This window comes from Gallibacterium salpingitidis (assembly GCF_030517105.1).
GTDB lineage: Bacteria > Pseudomonadota > Gammaproteobacteria > Enterobacterales > Pasteurellaceae > Gallibacterium > Gallibacterium salpingitidis.
In genome coordinates this window covers 60,608-78,453 of sequence record NZ_CP103875.1, presented here as the reverse complement: position 1 = coordinate 78,453, position 17,846 = coordinate 60,608, and the positions used below count along the sequence as shown (strand labels likewise).

Here is a 17,846-nt window from a genome sequence, read left to right as displayed (position 1 = left end):
CATTTTTGAGACAACATCATCGTGTATTGCTTGCATTTGCTCAAGCGTGAGATTGTCTTGTTTAAGCTCATACTTACGCATTCTCAACACTGACATTTGTGCTAATGTGTTACGTAACTGTTCAGCTTGTTGCAAGATAATATTAGTTGCTGTCTGATTATCTACATTTGCGGCAACAGCAAAGCCAGTAATATAGATGCTAGCTTCGCCATGATATTGATTTTCTTTAAATGCTAACGCCGCTTGTTTTTATGTGGCTCAGTTTCTCAAATTCTGCGGCTTGCGACAACAACATCGCCGCTTCTTCCATTAATTAGTTACATACCAGACCTCCTAAAAATTGTCGCCAGATGGCTTGGACTAAAACGCCAACCTTCACAACCGTAGTTAATCGCCCTCGCACACCACTCACTACAAAAATATTTATCACGACGTTCTGGAATTAAAAAAATCAATCCTAAAGCGCCAAACCAGTCATATTTGCGCCCTTTAGTAAGCTGATAAAAATAGACAATTTTAGATTCAGACACTCCCGAAAGCGGAATTAAATCCCATTTTCCGTCATCTAAATCAATTACTTTTTTACGCACACCACCATCACGCACTGATGAAGAATAACACTCGTAATAGACATCACTATCATAGCGATCAGTAAAATTAGTCTCTTTTTTAATTGCAATTTCACAGTGACTGTATTTGCCGCGAGTGAATTTGCGGATTAACCAATCGCTAAGCCTGCACCAGTAAGCATAAAGTGACTTACCATCTCTTTTACCCTTATACAGCGCTAAATACACTTGATCTGTCATTGCTGAGCTTCCGCCAACGCTTGCATCTCCGCAATAATGTCGTCATGAATTGTTTGCATATTGTCTAATGTTAAATCATCTTGCTTTAACTCATACTTACGCATTCGTAACGCCGACATTTTTGCGAGCGTATCGCGCAACTGATTTGCTTGTTGCAAGATAAGTAATGTAGCTGATTTATTGTCAATATTTGCTGCATCCGCAAAGCTTGTTATATAGATACTTACATCACCTTCATAATTTTTCTCTTGATATGCTAATGCCGCTTTTTCACGCTCTTTGTATTCTGACTCAAAGCGAGTCCATCTTGTAATGAGTGATGATGCAGTATTATCAATATTATCGATTAATTGCTGACGTTTTGCGTTAGCTAACGCTGCCTGTCGCTGTTGATTAAGCACCCATTTTTCGCCGTCCCAGTCGTGTAATTGAGATGGCCGAATCTCAACTTTGTTGTTAAGCCAGTACGTATCCTGATTAGTTAGCTGCGCTTGCAATGCGCCGTCATCATCTCGTAGATATAAGTGATTTGGATAATCTGCTTGTGCTTTTACCACAAGCTCGTCATAACTTTTACCATGGATTGGGACAACAAACGACGTTTCACGTTTGCCGGTGTTTTGATCAATCACAATTAAATGTGTTAGTGCCATACTAATTACCTCTTTTGTTAACTGTAATTAGCTTATGCAAAACAAAAGAAAATTGATTTTAAACTGGTTTAAAGAAAAAAACTGGAGGATAAAATGAGACTACCAAATGGATACGGCAGTGTGATCAAATTAAGCGGCAATAGGCGACGCCCTTACGTGGCAAGAAAAACTGTTGGATACAACGAAGAAAGACGGCAGGTTTATCACGTAATTGGCTATTTTGCAACAAAAGAAGAAGCTCTCACTGCATTATCAAACTATAATCAGCAAGATAAGCCCGAACCAAGCATAACTTTGGCAAAAGTGTACCAGCTCTGGTATCCAATACACAGCAAACAAGTATCAAAATCAACGTCTGAAAGCTATCGAAACAGCTACAATCATTTGTCGCCAATCATCTCTATGCCAATCCATAAAATCAAATATCGTCATTTACAAAGCGTACTTGATACCATGAAAGAGAAAGGCTTGTCGTACGCAAGTCTTAAAAAAGTTAGATCGTTGATAAACCAGCTGTTTGCACACGCTATCATTAATGAATGGACAGATCGCAGTTATGGACAATATTTGCAGATGGGTAAAAATATCCACATCCGCCCGCATAAGATTTTTACACGGCAACAAATCAATAAATTATGGCAATGCCAAACCACAGACACTGATTTAGCTTTAATCTTACTTTATAGCGGGATGCGAGTAGGAGAACTATTGCAGCTACACCGCAGTAATATCAACTTAAAACAAAAATATTTTGACATCACAACGTCAAAAACAAAAGCTGGTATTCGCATCATACCAATCCACCCATTAATCTTGCCTATTATTGAGCAGCGACTTAAGCAAAAGCATAAATACCTATTTGTTGATGATAACAATACACCGCTAACTTATGCAAAAGCAGCAACGCAATTTGCGAAAGCGATGAGTGCAATCAAAGCAAAACACACAACGCACGATTGCCGTCATACTGTTGCGACATTACTTGACGCGGCAGGAGCTAACAAAGTCGCACGAGATCGCATACTCGGTCACGCATCATCAAATGTCGGTGACGCTGTTTATACGCATAAGACCTTGTCCCACCTGCGAAAAACAATAAATTTGCTTAAATAAAGTTACTTTAATGTGCTTTTAATCAAATTTAAAAATACGTTTAAAGCCAGATTAAATGAGCTTTAAACGTGCTACTTATTTGATCATTACAGCACTATTTTGTATCGAGTTTTGCACGTTTTTGATGTTACTACAATTATCCAAGGGGGAGGTGTGGCAATGTATAGTACAAACATATCTATCACACCGCCACTCTATTTTAACAATAATAGCGTATTATATTGTGACGCAGTTGATATATCAGCAGATGTAACTGTTGCTGATAGAGATACAACAATGCAACTGACATATGGCATAAATACGTTAAAAATTATCACAAAAGTAAACCTAGAAACTATAAAGTATTTTATGATTTGCCAACAATAAAATACTTCCCCCAGACCTCATCTGTAGTTGCATTTAGCCGTTCAGTTACAACTCTAAATAATGTCTGGCTGATCGAATGGAAACTATAAACAATTGGTTGTTGTGTGCTTGTATAATCCGTTGCTCAGCCATAAAAATATATATTCATTGATATTGGAAAATAAAAAATATCCCCATCTCTTATTTTTCCTTTGAAATCTCCCCCCCCCCCCCTTGGCTAGACTCCAAACATCACATATTCTGCCAATCCAATTCCAGTGCGAGTAACTAACTTGCATTGTGTTTTTGTTGTACTAGATACTATACGCATTATTGTTGCTGCATCAGTCATATTTATATCTGAGTAATTAGTATCTACTGCTGATACATATAAAACTTTATTTACTGCTGTCGGATACACTACGATTAGACTATTGCCACTAAATACCAACTCTCCCCCCTTGGCTAGACAATATCTAAGAAACGCAAATAGCGATCCATTCTTGTGTATCTTTATAATTTAATTTACTGCTAGTTACAAAACGTATTTTTGTTTTATTGTCAGCTCCGCCAGTATTCCAACCGTAAAATAATTCTGGGGCATAGTCAGTAATTCCTTCCACTTGAGCATTTAACGCAAACAGAGTTTTATTTGCAACAATGGGTAATGTAACGATAACATTTGATACAACGTTAAAATCAACAAGTCCCCCTTGGATAATAAAGCCCCCGAAAAGTGGCCCAAGGCACAGATACCAGGCGTTCGGATTATCTCTATTGTATGTAATCCCTAATGGAGTCGTACCTGACGTTCCTAGTGCATTCATCTTATCAGTAAAGCCTTGCACGTTACCTGTAAAAAGATGTGATAACGCTTGAATTACATTAGATAATGACTTAACTGCACCGTCATCGCTTGTTAGCAACACATCTTTAGCTTTTAACACTCCTGTCATTGTGTCGCCGCCTTTGTCAACTTTTGTTGATTGAGCAATAGCAGTTTCAGCAATTTTTTGCACTGCGCTAGCTAACTGCGTCAATGTATCTTTGCTAGGCGTTACTTGCGCTGCTTTTAATACATTTAACAGCTCTGCTTGCACAACGTTAAACCAATCCGCACCAGGATAACTTGGTGCAACACCATTACCTCCCTCTGTAAACCATAACGGATTAGTTGGCTGTTTAAGCTGCGCTTTTAATGGTGGCATAACTTCAACGCCAGACTGATTATCTAATGCATACATAATTAATTCTCCTCTTCATAAACAAAAATCATCTCAACGTGTGCATAGCAAAAACGTTGCAAAAAACACTCAACTTTTGAGCGCTCTGTAATAACTAATTCAGTTGTGACATCATCTAAACAACTTGCATAACGAATACTTTTTGATGTTGTATTGATATAGACACGCCACGCATTTTCTTGCGGGTACAGTGGGTAGGCACAATCGCTTAAACAGTGATGCGGCGGATAAGTAACAACTTCGATTGTGTAGCCCGCTTGCCGAGCAATATCTTCAAGGTAGTATTTGTTAAAGGATCCGACTTCATTGTCTTTTGACTTTAATGCTTCACGCCTTGCAGCGATTGTCGATACATCACTACATTCTGGTAGTCCGAAAAATTGCTCCCAATCGTCAAGTAAAATCTGTGCGTTACCAGGCATACGCTCCGCAATTAATCGGTGAGCTGCATCATTACTACTTTCAAGCTGTTCAGCCCGTACCGCTAACAACTTCGCCAGCGTACTGTCATAACTACGATGCCACGCAAGACCGACTGGCAGTAACTTAAGCGCAGCATCTAAATATTGTGCTTGCGTTATGCTTGCCATGTAATTTCTCCTAACTTAATGATTTGGTCTGCGTCGAGTTGAATATCGGCATTTGGCACAATCACACTGTTATCAATTTCCCCAATGACGTTTGACACGAGTGCTCGTAAATGCGAGAGATAAATCAAACTGCCAGGATTAATTGATTTAAAGTAAGTGATTAATGTTGATTGCACTGCTGTCTTAACACTTACTGATGCTGGCACAAGACGAATCGTAAAATCTTGCGTTTTTACTTTTGGTGCAAAAACAAATAATTCATTGCCCGCAGGCATACCTTCCCACAAGCCTGTGATTTGGTTTTTATGCCCAGCAATATAATTTTTAACTCGATTAATATCGTCTTGTGTCGGCAAAATATCAGTACGATCATCACAAACTATTGCGACACCTGTTGTACCACCGCCATACCAACGCGGATAACACCACGCACGAGTAACGCCATTAACTTCTAATGCCCAGCGTACATAATCGTGTGGTGCGCCACCTGCAGGAGGATATTGCACACGTTGAATAAGGCGAGATAACAGACTTGATAGGCTTTCAATATCTGTGCCACCACTCATTGTCTTAATTGCGGCACCAGGTTTAACGCCAAGAATTGCTGAGGTTAATGCGACTGTCTCATTTTGATTTAAATTACCGACAACCCCTTCTGTTTGACACTCAACCGCAATATCTGATATTCCCGCACTAACCTCTGTATTTTCCATCACAACAAAAATAAGACCAGTTTCGCTATGCTGCAAAGTTGCGCCAGCAGGAATAACAGTTGATGTTACCGCCTCAATCGTTATCAACCCTGTTGCTTTTGTGGCAGGTTTGCGAATAACGCCTTTATATAAAGCATATTCAATCAAATAATCTTCATCCGCCGTTGTGGGGATAATTTGACGAGCAAGCCAGTCTAAGTGCATATGTTCACCTGCACTCATTGCTGCACAAACACGATTAAGTACGTTTATCACGCTATTACGTTTCAAACCCGGCAAGCGATGATTAAATTGTTGTTCGCCTTGTTTGATAAGCTCGGATAATGTTGGTGATTGATAGGGCATTTAGACACTCCAGCGCGCTGTAAACGTAAATTGCTCTTCGCTGCCATCTAGCAACGTTACAATAATCGTCAACAACAACACCGAATGTTGTGGATTAGATGCAATGACTTGATACGTTTTTACGTGTTTATCTGTAATAAGCCACTCAAGCGCTTGTGTTGCGTAAGTTTGCGCATCATCAAGTACAGATTGCAGTTGTTTTTCGCGATTTAGAAGCCAAAGTTTAGAACCAGTTTTGTGATTATCTGAATTAAAATCATCACCCCACCAACCACGCTCTTCATTCACTCTTAAATCGGTGAAAAGACTAATCACAATGGCGGTGGTAAGGCCCTCATCAAGCATTAACTCATCATTGATAACCACTAAATCACCGTGACCATCTCGCCAAGTTAATGCTAAATCTGCCATTCTACGCCCTTATTTATACTGGTTTACCCACGCCGCTAGTGTGATCGTGGTCTTTGCCACTAATCCCACCTGATTTATGATCTGCTGCTGTTGATATACCAACAATATCAACATCACCGGTAAACTGAGTTTGTGGTGTATCAAACACGACTTTATCATCAGCTTGCACAGTGAATTTTTTGCACGTGAGAATCGCTTCACCGTTTTCTGTTAATAGCAGTTGATGCCCCTCTTGATGATAAACAACCACATCACCGCTTTTTAATCCAGTCGGACGCACACCTTTATCATCAACCACAAGTACAGCAATATGCGAGCGTTTGCCACCTACAGACACCGCAATTACTTCACCCGCCGTAGGCACAGAGGAAAAGCCGTAATTTTGAAAACGCTCTGCATCATCAATCACTTCATCAGACTGCAAGCGAATTTGTAAGTTTTGTCGCTTATGACTGTCGCTTACAAATGACATCACACCACGATTAATAAGTAGCTTTAAACTACGTTTAAGCGGGGCTAAAACACGATTTAAACCTTGCATAAATCACTCACCTTTACCAAAATCAGTAAATTCTTTCACGTTATCTTTTGATGACTTCTTCGCTTTTTTATTTTTAATAGCCTCTGGTGGCTCATCGAAAGCATCGCGATGCATTAATGTAATTTGTGTTTTTGTCCCACCTTCATCAAGCGTATATCGGCAATCAACAATCAAGCGTTCTTCTTTAGAAATACCAAGTTGTGGGGCATCTAACACAACTAACTCGTTAGGTAGCCATAATGTGCCATCAGGCTTTTGCCAGCCTTGCACTGTGACGGTTGAGCGTTTGCCTTCTGCATTATTCCGTTGCATTTCCCACATTGCACGCTTGTAACCCGCTTGTCCTGTCATATTGTCATCGGCAATAATTAGCATCGGGCGATAGCGAGTAATTGCACTATCTTTGACTTCTACTTTTAATCCACTGGCTCCCATACTTACTCCACAAAAATATCTGCTTCTTGGCTTGCTTTATCACCTTTATTACCACCTTGTTCCGCGTCACCAATCACGCGATAAAGCGAGTAGCGTTGCGTCCAGCTGTCATTCAGTTCAAGCTCTAAGATGTTTTCACCTAGTGTAAAATTACCCACTACTTTTTTGCTTGGGTCAGTAAACACAAGATTACCGTCAACATCAGATGTCACCAACACCCCCTTATGTCTCGCAGCTTTGCTTAGCGTATCAAACACTGTTTCACTCGGCTCGACTTGCCACACTGCGATTTTCTCATTTGAACCTGACTCAGTAGCTTGCCACACTACCTTAATATTAAATGGCTGACAAAGCGTGGTCGCAATTTGCTGCAGCGTTTGATTTTTAAAGTGGTAACTACTGTGTATCACCGAACAATCGACTAAGTCTGCGGTTTTATCTCGGCCCGATACCACAATGGTTTTACTTCCCCCTGAAATAGATTGTTTTAACTCATCCAAGTAACCTGTAATCACAGTTTGCCCATTCATTTTAAGTTGTACAGTTGATCCAGGTTTAATTTGCGAGACATCATCTTCGGGGCGTATTGCAACCCCTAATTCAAATTGACCGCTCATTGATTCAAGCGAGCGATAGACAGACAGTGATTTCCAGCCGCTAAAAATCTTATCCGCCAAATAAAGTTCGATGGTCGGTTCATTCATTGCAATACCTCGATTTTATTCCCACCAATGCAGAATAGCGGATGTCTAATCCCATTACGCAATACTAGACGCCGCCAAGTCTTTGCATTGGCAGTATGTTGATATTCGACTACAATCGCAGGATAGGTGTCAGATAATTGCACTGATTTAGCGTTAGCCAACTGTTCGCCGCGCACGCGTAAATCTGTAATCAGCGTTTGTCGAAATTGTTCTAGTGCTTGATAACTTTGCCATTGCTGTGCATCTGCATTATCAATAATGACTGTTTCGAGCTGTTCATCAATTTCTGCAAGATAACGCATAATATCTGCTTTAGACTCGACTAATGTTTGCTGTTTACTGACGTCTTGAGCTTCTGTTTCAGCAAGAGACTGAGCGCGTACTAATGACGTTGTAACCGCTTGAGATAACGCTGTTCCAATTTCGATAGCGAGTGTCGCTTGCATTAATCTGACTAATACAAATTGCATTTTTACCATGATACCGTCATACAATGCTTGACTACGTAGCGGTAACATTTGTTGATTAGATAACGATGTTGTCGCTTTTGTATTTACTGCTTTGGCAAATGTATTAAGCGTGGACTCTGCCGCATCTGGTTTAGCTTGTTCAAGTGCAAACATTAATACATTATTCAGCGTGACATAATCTTTACTAAGCGGGACATTTATCGCCACTAATGACTGTAACAGCTTAGCTGTTGCTTGATGTGATGTGGTTGTGCGTGTTGTTGTAAAGAGTGATTTAATGGCGTTAATTCGCGCTTTAATTGATTGCACGCCCACTGTGACATTGTTAATTTGATCAAAAACGTTATCAACAAACGCCAATATTGCATTTGCCATATCTATGATGGGGTTATCAGTGATTAATGATAGATACCCCTCAATTTCATCAAAAATTTTAGCAAATTCGTTCGCAATCACATCCAGTGCAAGCGCATAATCGCTTAACGCTGCAAAAGCGGTATTATGCGCTACTTCAGGCGCATTTTTCTCAACTGCAGGCGTAAATGTAATATCAAAACGAGTGACGCGTTGATGACTTGTTGAGTATTGTGCTTTATAGCTCTCAACACAAACTTCAACTGTACCAAAGTAGGGGTGTTTTAATTCACCCACCCCTTTTTCTAATGCATCAATCAATTTTTCAGCTTGCTTAATATGATTATCACCAATCACCAAACAAGCAACATTATAACTACGCAGTTTTTTCCCTAAGTCTTCTGTCAAGCCTTCATCTTTGAGCGGGTATTCGTGCTTAACTAAACGGCGACCACCATCAATTGACTGTCCTTCTTCAATTAAAAATGGTACGCCTGCAAAGCTGCCTTTTCCTGTTATGTTTGCCATTAATCACCTCCTACCAAACCAAGTCTTGTATTTCCCGTTATTGTTTTTAGTTTTAAGGAGTTATCGTTAGTATTTGTTTTAAGTGTTGTATTCGCTGCAGTTGCAATTAGCCCCTCCGTTGCTTTAATTTTGACTTCTATTGCCCCGTCTAATTTTGTCTCTTGCTGAACGGGCTCAGCAAGCTTTTTACCTACTTCAGAACCTAACCAGCTACCCAGCCAGTCGCCAACATATGATCCAACCATCGCCCCAACAACGGGGATAGGGATTAACGCTTGTCCCACTATCGCGCCTGCAGTTGCACCCGCTATCGCTCCAATAGATTCGCTTTTTTCCTGTGTGCTCGCATCGTCATCAGCTAGCACCATTGCACCTTCAGCTAATGCCATACCAACCCCAAGTGCAGGTGCGCTTCTCAATCCTTTGGTTAGAGTAGAGGTCATCGTTTTGGTTGCGGTTGCGGTCGTTTTAATCGCAGTTGTTGCTGTTTTTTGTATCGCTTGCGTACTGTTTTTTACGTTTTGCGCAATTGATTTAACAGGCGCAACTGTCTTAGGTTGCGCAGATTGTACTTTAGAGGACATCGCTTGTGCTTTTGGTTGAACTGCCGGTGTTTTAGTTTTCATTTCTTGCGCGACAGTTTTTGGCGCCACCGTTTTAGGCTGCACCGATTGTGCTTTAGAGGTCGCTGTTTGTGTTTTTGGTTGAGTAGTAGGTGCTTTGTTTTTTATTTCTTGTACAACTGTTTTTGGCGCAACTGTCTTGGTCTTAGGTTTTGGTTGTTGAGGTCTTGGTTTGCGTGATGTTTGTTGACGCTGTCTGCGTGTGCGACCATTACCAAAACTACCGATACTCGGCATATTGACAACATAAACAGGGGTTGCACCTGTTGCTGCACCCAATACACCCGCCACAGTTTCGCTTGCTCCCGCACCGCCACCACCACTTCTTTTACCCAGTAGACGACCAACGCCCCACTTACCAACACCCCAGGCCCCTTTTGCGATAGCTTGTGTGCTACCCCAACGAGCCACTTTATTGGCGGCATATAATGCAGCAACAAACTTCGCCAAATTGCCATAACCACCTGCCTTTTCAGAGAGCCAGCCCGTTACACTGCCAATTTGTTCCAAGATAGGCTTAACTTCTTTTGCGGTATCTTTTAAATCACGCAATGCGCTCACAAGTGCGTCATTAACTTGTTGAGCAAACGCATCAAATTCACCGCTATCCATTTTTTGGTTAAGCCAATCCAAGATGCCACCTAACTCGCCTTTCAACTCATCAAAAATTCCTTTTTCCGCAAACCGTGCTTGCATTGCAACAAAGGTGTCTTCAAGATTGGAGACTAAACCATCCCACGTTTTCATCTGTTCCTTTGCTGCACCTTTTGCGTCCTTTCCCATACCACGCAACAAGGCAGCAATCGCTTTTCGCCCCAATTTGCCTTCTTGTAGCATCTTTTGCATTTGTTCTGCGGTATATTTTCCACCTGTTTCTGCGGCGAGAATTTCAAAGACTTTTACATTGCGCTCTAACAGTGGATTAATTTCTTCCATTGACAGCTTGCCTTTAATAAAGCCTTTTGAAATTGCTGAGATATAGCCATTAAGATTTTCCGCGTCGCCACCCACTTTTGCGTTATAGTCAACAAGAGCTTGCAAGCTGCCATTCATCGGATCAATCCCAGCGGTTTTAAGGCGCATCATTGCATCCTGTACATCGCCAAACGCCATCGGCGTATCGGTTGCAAACTGCTTTAACCAGACTGTCGCTTTGTCACCGTCCGCACCAAAGGTTTGTTTCATGCGGATACCCGCCATTTCAAATTCGGCTGCTGTTTTAACCAGTGAACGAGCCGCTAACGCACCACTTGCTGTTACCCCTAAAAACAGACGATTGCCCGCTGTGTCGATAGAATTAGACACAGACGCCACAGCACTTTTCAAGTTAGATAATGCACGCGTAGAACGCGCGGTCATTGACTGAATTGACTGTCCAAATCGCTTTGCTTGCAGAGCTACATTGCCAGCTAAATTGATATAAAAAGAGGTGGAATTAGTTGCCATTGTTATCACCTGATTGGATATAGCTTATATAACGAGGGAGGCAAAATATTGATTGAGAAAGCAGCCACGATGGGCTGCATTGATAATGTTTAGCAAGCAACAGACAAGTTTTCTCAAACGTCCTTATCTGTTGCGCCCATTCGCCCCCGATCAGTTACCTGTTGTGCCTTCGCACTTTCAACGGTTGCTAATGCCGCATTAATTAACGCTAAATCTTCTGGTGTCAATGAACGCAACTGCGCGAGAGAAATCGGACCTTGCAACTTCCCAATACTTGCAATTTGACGACGTAGCAATTCGTAACTAAAAAGGACTTGGCTAGTCACTAACACGGGATTACCCACTTTATCGACCAGTAAACGCTCCGCAGCTAATTCTGCATCAAGCATATCACCCGTGGTAAGCTCGCGTAACACAACTTCTTTTTGCGGCTCATCACCATACATTAAACCTGTTTTTAATGTGATATTCATTGCTATACCTTCTTACACTCTACTGCCGCAATTTTTAACGCAATTTCGCCCTTCGCCGTTAATGTGACAGCATCTACTGTCCATGCGTTAGCTAATAAGTACGTTTGCCCAACATCCGTTTCAAACTCGACTGTGCCATCCGTCATATTTTTGAGCGCAAAAATATCAATGTCTTTACAGTTAAACACTTTGCACTCAACAGTGGACTCTGTCGGCGTTTCTTGATAACCGTACACGCGCGCTCCTTTTACGGTTTCTCGCGTGTAACCACCAATATCAAGCGTAGAGTCGTCACCCGTCGGATATTCCGCACCATTGAGACGAATTCGAGCAATGCCTTGATATTTCATTGTTTACTTCTCCTATTTTTATAAACGATATTGAATAGCGTGTGCATAAATGCGGAATTGATTTACCAAATCTTCACCCGATAACACATTAATGCGACAACGGTTGTTTGGATCACGTTCAACAATTAGTGTCTTCTGGAAAGTTTCAAAGTCTTCTACTAATGCGATGTATTCCAGCTCTGTGAACAGTGCAAGCAATTCATTACGGATAACGCTTGGCGTAACAACTTTCTGTCCTGGCGCAACACGAATACCGTCATCCGCCAATTTATAGCGTGGGTATTTGCTCGTAATACGCTGACGGATGGCGTAGCGGATATAACTTAATGTCGCAATAGTTTCGATATAGAGATAGCTCTCATCCATATCGCCAAAACTATTTTTACGATACATCGTAATGGCTGTTTCAAGCTGTGGCACATTGCCCGCATTGACGGTATAAGTGCTTAACCCGCTATAAAGCAGAGTGTTTCTAGCCTGCAAGTCCCAGCGTTCTGACATCGCAGGTGGCAATAAATTAAGTTCAAGTGTTTGCACAGGACGAGCAGGATCAATAGATAATGAACCAGCTGCAACAGCACAATATGCCGTTGCCCACTCGTAAGCAGGTTGCGGGACATTGTTTGTCGCTAATGCGGTAAACAAATAATCATTGCGCTGTTCTGCAAATGTAGTTGCAGTTGCGTGTGTCCCGTTTTTCGCAATAAAGCAAAGCCCATCAATTTGCTGCATTGGCCCCCAGCGTTTAACCAGCTCCACCTGCAATGCATTCAAACTTTCAGCGTCCGTAAATGGATTAATAATATAATTCCACCATTCAGCACCAAAACCACTGATTGCAGCAGTAATGTCAGGATTGACCGACCCACCACTCATCGCAGTAATTTGTGCTGAAATCCCACCAGGATAAACTTCACCTGTGTAGTAATTAGTGCGAATATCAATTTCGTTGCCGCACTCACCCTTGTGACGGCAGGTGATATTAATCGTATCTTCGGCACTACTATCAACTTCCGCCGTGACAACAATATCGCGATTAGCCGCAATCAGCTTTTGTACTTTGCTGGCAATCGTTGCTGCAGTATCTCCAATCGCTACCGATTGTTTAAAGCTCACGCCTGCAATCATCAAATTCAACACACCCGCTGCGGTTGCTGTACCCACAATCTTAATTTTACCCGTCGCTGCTGCAGCCGAGCTTTTGTCTTCAAGTGGCAACACCCACAGATCCAACGTTGAATTATGCTGTTTAAATACTTCAACCATGCGAGCCAATTGCGACCCAACGCCGAATAACTGCTTAGCTTGTGCTACATTTAATATACGTACCGCTTGCCCCGCCACCGCAGAACCAGTAGCTAATTTTTGTCCTAACATTAAGACTTTTTGCAACACGGCTGGCGTACCCGATGTCGCTTGTGTATTATCAAATTCAATATAAGCAAGTGGCACGCGAATTGCATTTGGGATGCCGTTATAAGAAATTGCCATTAATTAATCTCCTTTATTTGCACGAGATGTTTTGACGAGTTCTACATCGCCATTTTTTAAATGATTAAGCCAATAACCAGTACGTGGCTTTTCTTCACCATTTTCAGCTAACAACTCAAAAGTTTCTGGGTCACGAATAATTAACCCTTTGCGCGGTTTGATTTTAAACATCAGGTTCTCCCTGTTTTGGTAAAACGACGGTTAGTTGTGTTTTGTCGTCAACAACATCATCGCGTTTTGATTGATTAAATTGATGATGATAAATAATAAAGTCATCTAGTGAGCTTTCATCTACCGACAACGGCAATGGTTGCACTGCGTTAAAATACATTCCGTAAACGGCGACACCCATTCCGCTCTGTGTATCCGACCATAAGTTTTGCACTGATTGCAGCTCAAACAAGCCGCTCGGCTCAATTTGCGTGTCGTGAATCGCTGCTGTCAACGCTTCCACAATTTGATAAATGCCGATACTATTTTTGCGTTGTCCGTTTAGTACATCGCAAACCACAAACACACCCCATTTTGCAATCACCGTATTAGGTCTATCATTCGGTGTTTGCCCTAACCACGCCACATAAACCGCAGGCGGATTGCGCACTAAACGTCGCACGCTACTGTCGTCCCATTGACCAGGGTGTTCACCAATTTCTCGCAAATGCGCGCCACACGTTTGCTGAATTAGCTCAATTAACGCTTGCGAAGTAGCAGCAATAACGCTCATCAGATAAACCCTCGCGCTTTATCTCTTGCCCACACCGAACCCGACGATTCCAATACCGCACTAGACTCACTTTCTACTGTATCACCCGCCTCAGATATACCTAACGAGATAGTTCCCGCTGCGACTTTTTCGAGATAACGCAGACTATCTTCATAGTCTTGTCGAGCTTGCTCTGTCGCACGATTTTTCTCTAAAAAGTAACGCGCGATATAACAACAATGGCGTTCAAGTACAGCAGGAATTTGAGATAAAGGCAGGGTATAACGCCCACCCAGATAACTATCAATCGTTTCTGAAGCGTCTGCTAACGCCTCATCAACCTTTTTATCATCAAATTCCGTGTCACGACTCGGCGCTAATGTTGCAATTACATCAACACTGTAACGCTTAATCAGATCGTCTTGTGTGGCATACATCACTCAACACCCTTTAAAGCCTGCTCAAGTAACGCAACCAACTCAGCTTTGTTGGCTGATGCTTTAAACTCAATATTTAATTCAGCTAACTTAGTTTTCAGTTGCTCAACAGTTAAATTGGCTGGTGATACACCGTCAACCACTTTGTGTGTTTCATTATCCGCACGCTCTTGATGTAGCCCTTTGCTACCATCCTTATCTGCTTCCACCACAGATAAACGTGGATCACCCTTAAGTGCTGCCAGTTGTGCCGCACTAAGCGTCTCGAAGCGATTTTCGCCTTTCGACAAACTAAGCCCAGTACGCCGATAACCGTCTTTAATGCGATTGTGTACAATAACGACAGACATTTCATTTCATCCTCTTTAAACTCACTTTAAATATGGTTTAAAGTGCAGTTAAACTGCACCTTATAGATAATCTGCAACAATAAGTTCTAAACGACCTTTAAATTCGTTATCCACTGCCGCACCATCTTCAACACGAAATTCACGTTCAAGTAGTTTTACCGCTACATCTTCTAAAGCGGGTGGCACTACTATATGGGTCGGTTTAATTCCTAAACGCTTACCGCCATCGCCTTGTACCGCACGCATGGCTTTAATTGCTTTCCAAAGATTTTCCGCTGTTAGCTTACCTTTTACTGCATGAGCCATCTGCCAAAAGCCATAACCCACATTAGCACGTGCATCTACACCATAAGTGTACACATCACGCATAAAGACTTTTTCATCGTTATCATCAGTGATAGAGGCAGGCGTTGGTGCTTTGCGATTTTGATAAATAATCGGTTTTAATGCACGAGAACAATCAAGCAGATACCATGCATTATCAACAGTTGTTGACGTGCTATCGTCAGTAATATTACTTACCGATGTTGGACTTGTGCCGTCAACATTGGCACCAACAGGGTGATCAGTGTCAAAGAAATATTGCTTGTCGTAACATTCTGTCGTAAACCCATCTTTTAAGGCTTTAAAGACAAGCTCATCTGGTAGTTCACCTGCGCTACGACCTAGTTCTTCAATTAATGGGCTATACACACCAACATTATCGTCAGCAATATCTGTGCGTTTAATTTCTACCGCACTCGCCCAACTCTTATTCGTAATCGCATAGCCGTGGGTTTGGATGGCAGTAATAGCTCGGTCGCCAACCCATTCTTTCAAGCCTGGCATTTGACCAAGCCACGCATAGGTATTACTTGCTGTTGTCGAGTTCACAATAGTCGCAATTTTTGTGTACTGACTTGGTGCTTTTGCTAAACCATCTTTAAAGTTTTTACCAAAACCAACAAATAACGATTTAACAAGTTCAGGGGTAACATTTGCCATTATTTAGCCTCCAATTCTTTTGCATAATCTGCTTCAGACATACCAAGCAATTTCGCTGCCTCTTTATCAGCTGCTGATAGTACAGCAACGCCTTTTTCTGTTTTCTCTACGGTTGTCGTTTGCGTTTGTTGTGCAGATAACACCGCAATCTGCGGACGTTGATCTAACATTGCCGACAACGCTGCGACACCTTGCTGTTTACCAAATCCTTTCAGATATTCCACTTCTGCTTCCAACGCACGCCCTTCATTACGCGCCTTAGCAATCAGTTGCTCAATTTCAACTTCATTGCTTTTTGCTGATAACACAGCAAGTTGTTGAACGGTCGCGTCATACGTTTCTTTTGGTACGTACTTACTTAAATCTACTTCTGTGACTTTTGCAGACAAGATTGCGATTTGTTGTTCTGCATTTGCTTTTTGTGCTTGCAAGTCATCAACTGCAGATAATGCTGCAAGCCCAACTTCATCGCTAAATTCGGCGTTATCGTCAAATGTAACGCCGAGCTTTGTAAGTAACTGCTTTAACTTTTCATTCATTGCATTGTTTCCCTCTTCTTGTTGATAAGCCGCTGACAACACTGCCAATCGCTGCATCCCAGTAACACCAGGATCGTTTGTTAGTGCCGCCATTCGCAGCTCCAGCGGAATACCGTTTTTGTCATAAGGAAAAACGGCGCTTAAAAACGCAAATTCACCATTCTTGATATGCTGATAGGCTTTTTCAGTCCATCTTGGTTTGATGTAAAGACCTTGCCGATGCTCGTCATCAAACCATTTGATTTCGTCAGCATTAAACCAACCTGCAGCTAATACCGCACCAGCATCAAGCCCATTTTTCGCCTTAAAAATAGTTTCATGTTCGTAATCAACTAAAATATCTTGATTAAGCGCACGCACTTTATCGATAAGACGTTTTGCAATAACTTCATCAATAAACCAATGAGCAACATCAGTTGGCGAGCCGTCACGCGAACGAAATTCGCCCTTCGGCAATAATTGCTGCCAACCATCAATATCTGAAGTTAATTTGGCGGTTAAAACCGCAATGGATGTGTTTGTCGTTTTCATAGCGATGTCATCATCGCCGAAACCAGAAAAGAGGTGAGTTTGTGAGAGTTCAGACCTTGTGTGTGAGAATTATGAGAAATAGAGGAGAGATAATTATTGTGATGCCGTTTAAATGGCGTTTAAATCGCGCGACAAGCGTTTAAATTTTTTAAGATGATAAATGATACCAGTTATTCAAATTTAATCGCTGACAGCGTCTTTTAGCGCTTTAGTTAAAATATGCTTGATTTCTTCAACACCATCATCACCCAAACCCAGAAACGGGCGTGCTGGCATTTTGCTTGTGCCTGTTTGATGATATTGCCCATAAAACTCGGATACCCCAACAACCGCAAAACTATCGCCATAATCAACATTTAAACTTAATAATAAATTACCGCTCACTTGCAAGATATTGCCCGTATAACCCTTTTTATGGCGTTGTGTTTTATAAGGCTCTTTTAACAGATCCCACTTTTCTCCTTCAGGTGACCGCTCATTATCAAACGCCACTTCTGCCTCTTGCCAAAGCACATTGGCTATTTTACGCGTTAAACCCTCTGTCTTTCCTATTTGACTTAGCTTACGGAATTTATTTTGAATGGCTTTGGTATCTGCTTTAAACTCTAGGTGCATTTGACTTTTTCTCTAAATAATATTAAATTTCATACAAGGCTAAATGATG

At 41.7% G+C, this 17,846-nt stretch carries 22 protein-coding genes; 1 reads left to right on the top strand and 21 read right to left on the bottom strand.

Annotation, left to right across the window (positions count from 1 at the left end; genetic code table 11):
• Window positions 1-317: 317 nt before the first annotated feature.
• Together NYR30_RS00455 and NYR30_RS00450 are read right to left on the bottom strand one after the other, a co-directional pair.
• Window positions 318-809: an enoyl-CoA hydratase gene (locus tag NYR30_RS00455; RefSeq protein ID WP_302501497.1), complete on the bottom strand. Its 492-nt coding sequence runs from the start codon at window positions 807-809 to the stop codon at window positions 318-320.
• Window positions 806-1,462, bottom strand: coding sequence for a hypothetical protein (locus NYR30_RS00450; protein ID WP_302501495.1), 657 nt, complete (start codon window positions 1,460-1,462; stop codon window positions 806-808). The genes NYR30_RS00455 and NYR30_RS00450 overlap by 4 nt, the downstream gene beginning before the upstream one ends.
• Window positions 1,463-1,555: 93 nt before the next feature.
• Here NYR30_RS00450 and NYR30_RS00445 point away from each other — a divergent pair, with 93 nt between their 5' ends.
• Window positions 1,556-2,575: a tyrosine-type recombinase/integrase gene (locus tag NYR30_RS00445; RefSeq protein WP_302501494.1), complete on the top strand. Its 1,020-nt coding sequence runs from the start codon at window positions 1,556-1,558 to the stop codon at window positions 2,573-2,575.
• An 821-nt stretch (window positions 2,576-3,396) separates the two neighbouring features.
• On the opposite strand, the gene NYR30_RS00440 is transcribed toward NYR30_RS00445, so the two are convergent.
• From NYR30_RS00440 to NYR30_RS00350, 19 genes are all read right to left on the bottom strand, one after another.
• Complete coding sequence (locus tag NYR30_RS00440) at window positions 3,397-4,164, bottom strand: hypothetical protein (protein WP_302501493.1); 768 nt, start codon at window positions 4,162-4,164, stop codon at window positions 3,397-3,399.
• Window positions 4,165-4,166: 2 nt separating this feature from the next.
• A complete protein-coding gene (locus tag NYR30_RS00435) occupies window positions 4,167-4,754 on the bottom strand; it encodes a putative phage tail protein (protein WP_302501492.1) in 588 nt (195 codons plus the stop codon).
• On the bottom strand, window positions 4,742-5,812 hold the full coding sequence (locus tag NYR30_RS00430; protein ID WP_302501491.1) for a baseplate J/gp47 family protein: 1,071 nt from the start codon (window positions 5,810-5,812) through the stop codon (window positions 4,742-4,744). Before NYR30_RS00430 ends, NYR30_RS00435 begins: the two co-directional genes overlap by 13 nt.
• Complete coding sequence (locus NYR30_RS00425) at window positions 5,813-6,223, bottom strand: phage GP46 family protein (protein WP_302501490.1); 411 nt, start codon at window positions 6,221-6,223, stop codon at window positions 5,813-5,815. It abuts the gene before it with no gap.
• A gap of 13 nt (window positions 6,224-6,236) precedes the next feature.
• A complete protein-coding gene (locus NYR30_RS00420; protein WP_302501489.1) occupies window positions 6,237-6,764 on the bottom strand; it encodes a phage baseplate assembly protein V in 528 nt (175 codons plus the stop codon).
• A 3-nt stretch (window positions 6,765-6,767) separates the two neighbouring features.
• The gene (locus NYR30_RS00415; protein ID WP_302501488.1) at window positions 6,768-7,199 is read right to left on the bottom strand and encodes a phage baseplate assembly protein; all 432 of its coding nucleotides are present in this window, start codon (window positions 7,197-7,199) and stop codon (window positions 6,768-6,770) included.
• Window positions 7,200-7,201: 2 nt separating this feature from the next.
• The gene (locus NYR30_RS00410; protein ID WP_302501487.1) at window positions 7,202-7,903 is read right to left on the bottom strand and encodes a phage baseplate assembly protein; all 702 of its coding nucleotides are present in this window, start codon (window positions 7,901-7,903) and stop codon (window positions 7,202-7,204) included.
• On the bottom strand, window positions 7,900-9,255 hold the full coding sequence (locus NYR30_RS00405; protein ID WP_302501485.1) for a DNA circularization protein: 1,356 nt from the start codon (window positions 9,253-9,255) through the stop codon (window positions 7,900-7,902). The genes NYR30_RS00410 and NYR30_RS00405 overlap by 4 nt, the downstream gene beginning before the upstream one ends.
• A complete protein-coding gene (locus NYR30_RS00400; RefSeq protein ID WP_302501484.1) occupies window positions 9,255-11,324 on the bottom strand; it encodes a tape measure protein in 2,070 nt (689 codons plus the stop codon). The genes NYR30_RS00405 and NYR30_RS00400 overlap by 1 nt, the downstream gene beginning before the upstream one ends.
• 113 nt (window positions 11,325-11,437) lie before the next feature.
• Window positions 11,438-11,797 carry a phage tail assembly protein gene (locus tag NYR30_RS00395; RefSeq protein WP_302501482.1) on the bottom strand — a complete coding sequence of 120 codons (360 nt, stop codon included), beginning with the start codon at window positions 11,795-11,797 and terminating at the stop codon, window positions 11,438-11,440.
• A 2-nt stretch (window positions 11,798-11,799) separates the two neighbouring features.
• The gene (locus tag NYR30_RS00390; RefSeq protein WP_302501480.1) at window positions 11,800-12,147 is read right to left on the bottom strand and encodes a phage tail tube protein; all 348 of its coding nucleotides are present in this window, start codon (window positions 12,145-12,147) and stop codon (window positions 11,800-11,802) included.
• 18 nt (window positions 12,148-12,165) lie between these two features.
• Window positions 12,166-13,638, bottom strand: a complete 1,473-nt coding sequence (locus NYR30_RS00385) for a phage tail sheath subtilisin-like domain-containing protein (RefSeq protein WP_302501479.1) — start codon at window positions 13,636-13,638, stop codon at window positions 12,166-12,168.
• 3 nt (window positions 13,639-13,641) lie between these two features.
• Window positions 13,642-13,809 (bottom strand): DUF2635 domain-containing protein, encoded by a 168-nt coding sequence (locus NYR30_RS00380; RefSeq protein ID WP_302501478.1) that lies wholly within the window; start codon window positions 13,807-13,809, stop codon window positions 13,642-13,644.
• The gene (locus NYR30_RS00375; protein WP_302501476.1) at window positions 13,802-14,362 is read right to left on the bottom strand and encodes a DUF1834 family protein; all 561 of its coding nucleotides are present in this window, start codon (window positions 14,360-14,362) and stop codon (window positions 13,802-13,804) included. The genes NYR30_RS00380 and NYR30_RS00375 overlap by 8 nt, the downstream gene beginning before the upstream one ends.
• Window positions 14,362-14,781 (bottom strand): gp436 family protein, encoded by a 420-nt coding sequence (locus NYR30_RS00370; protein ID WP_302501474.1) that lies wholly within the window; start codon window positions 14,779-14,781, stop codon window positions 14,362-14,364. The genes NYR30_RS00375 and NYR30_RS00370 overlap by 1 nt, the downstream gene beginning before the upstream one ends.
• Window positions 14,778-15,128: an HI1506-related protein gene (locus NYR30_RS00365; protein ID WP_302501473.1), complete on the bottom strand. Its 351-nt coding sequence runs from the start codon at window positions 15,126-15,128 to the stop codon at window positions 14,778-14,780. The genes NYR30_RS00370 and NYR30_RS00365 overlap by 4 nt, the downstream gene beginning before the upstream one ends.
• A gap of 60 nt (window positions 15,129-15,188) precedes the next feature.
• A complete protein-coding gene (locus tag NYR30_RS00360; protein WP_302501472.1) occupies window positions 15,189-16,112 on the bottom strand; it encodes a Mu-like prophage major head subunit gpT family protein in 924 nt (307 codons plus the stop codon).
• Window positions 16,112-17,182 (bottom strand): phage protease, encoded by a 1,071-nt coding sequence (locus tag NYR30_RS00355; protein ID WP_302501471.1) that lies wholly within the window; start codon window positions 17,180-17,182, stop codon window positions 16,112-16,114. Before NYR30_RS00355 ends, NYR30_RS00360 begins: the two co-directional genes overlap by 1 nt.
• Window positions 17,183-17,362: 180 nt before the next feature.
• Window positions 17,363-17,797: a phage virion morphogenesis protein gene (locus tag NYR30_RS00350; RefSeq protein ID WP_302501470.1), complete on the bottom strand. Its 435-nt coding sequence runs from the start codon at window positions 17,795-17,797 to the stop codon at window positions 17,363-17,365.
• Window positions 17,798-17,846 lie beyond the last annotated feature (49 nt).

Coding starts and splice junctions, on each gene's coding strand:
- NYR30_RS00435 (WP_302501492.1), bottom strand. CDS start 4,754: ATGGCAAGCATAACGCAAGCACAATATTTAGATGCTGCGCTTAAGTTA.
- NYR30_RS00455 (WP_302501497.1), bottom strand. CDS start 809: ATGACAGATCAAGTGTATTTAGCGCTGTATAAGGGTAAAAGAGATGGT.
- NYR30_RS00395 (WP_302501482.1), bottom strand. CDS start 11,797: ATGAATATCACATTAAAAACAGGTTTAATGTATGGTGATGAGCCGCAA.
- NYR30_RS00445 (WP_302501494.1), top strand. CDS start 1,556: ATGAGACTACCAAATGGATACGGCAGTGTGATCAAATTAAGCGGCAAT.
- NYR30_RS00375 (WP_302501476.1), bottom strand. CDS start 14,362: ATGAGCGTTATTGCTGCTACTTCGCAAGCGTTAATTGAGCTAATTCAG.
- NYR30_RS00380 (WP_302501478.1), bottom strand. CDS start 13,809: ATGTTTAAAATCAAACCGCGCAAAGGGTTAATTATTCGTGACCCAGAA.
- NYR30_RS00425 (WP_302501490.1), bottom strand. CDS start 6,223: ATGGCAGATTTAGCATTAACTTGGCGAGATGGTCACGGTGATTTAGTG.
- NYR30_RS00400 (WP_302501484.1), bottom strand. CDS start 11,324: ATGGCAACTAATTCCACCTCTTTTTATATCAATTTAGCTGGCAATGTA.
- NYR30_RS00415 (WP_302501488.1), bottom strand. CDS start 7,199: ATGGGAGCCAGTGGATTAAAAGTAGAAGTCAAAGATAGTGCAATTACT.
- NYR30_RS00355 (WP_302501471.1), bottom strand. CDS start 17,182: ATGAAAACGACAAACACATCCATTGCGGTTTTAACCGCCAAATTAACT.
- NYR30_RS00390 (WP_302501480.1), bottom strand. CDS start 12,147: ATGAAATATCAAGGCATTGCTCGAATTCGTCTCAATGGTGCGGAATAT.
- NYR30_RS00365 (WP_302501473.1), bottom strand. CDS start 15,128: ATGTCTGTCGTTATTGTACACAATCGCATTAAAGACGGTTATCGGCGT.
- NYR30_RS00350 (WP_302501470.1), bottom strand. CDS start 17,797: ATGCACCTAGAGTTTAAAGCAGATACCAAAGCCATTCAAAATAAATTC.
- NYR30_RS00360 (WP_302501472.1), bottom strand. CDS start 16,112: ATGGCAAATGTTACCCCTGAACTTGTTAAATCGTTATTTGTTGGTTTT.
- NYR30_RS00450 (WP_302501495.1), bottom strand. CDS start 1,462: ATGGCACTAACACATTTAATTGTGATTGATCAAAACACCGGCAAACGT.
- NYR30_RS00405 (WP_302501485.1), bottom strand. CDS start 9,255: ATGGCAAACATAACAGGAAAAGGCAGCTTTGCAGGCGTACCATTTTTA.
- NYR30_RS00430 (WP_302501491.1), bottom strand. CDS start 5,812: ATGCCCTATCAATCACCAACATTATCCGAGCTTATCAAACAAGGCGAA.
- NYR30_RS00410 (WP_302501487.1), bottom strand. CDS start 7,903: ATGAATGAACCGACCATCGAACTTTATTTGGCGGATAAGATTTTTAGC.
- NYR30_RS00385 (WP_302501479.1), bottom strand. CDS start 13,638: ATGGCAATTTCTTATAACGGCATCCCAAATGCAATTCGCGTGCCACTT.
- NYR30_RS00420 (WP_302501489.1), bottom strand. CDS start 6,764: ATGCAAGGTTTAAATCGTGTTTTAGCCCCGCTTAAACGTAGTTTAAAG.
- NYR30_RS00440 (WP_302501493.1), bottom strand. CDS start 4,164: ATGTATGCATTAGATAATCAGTCTGGCGTTGAAGTTATGCCACCATTA.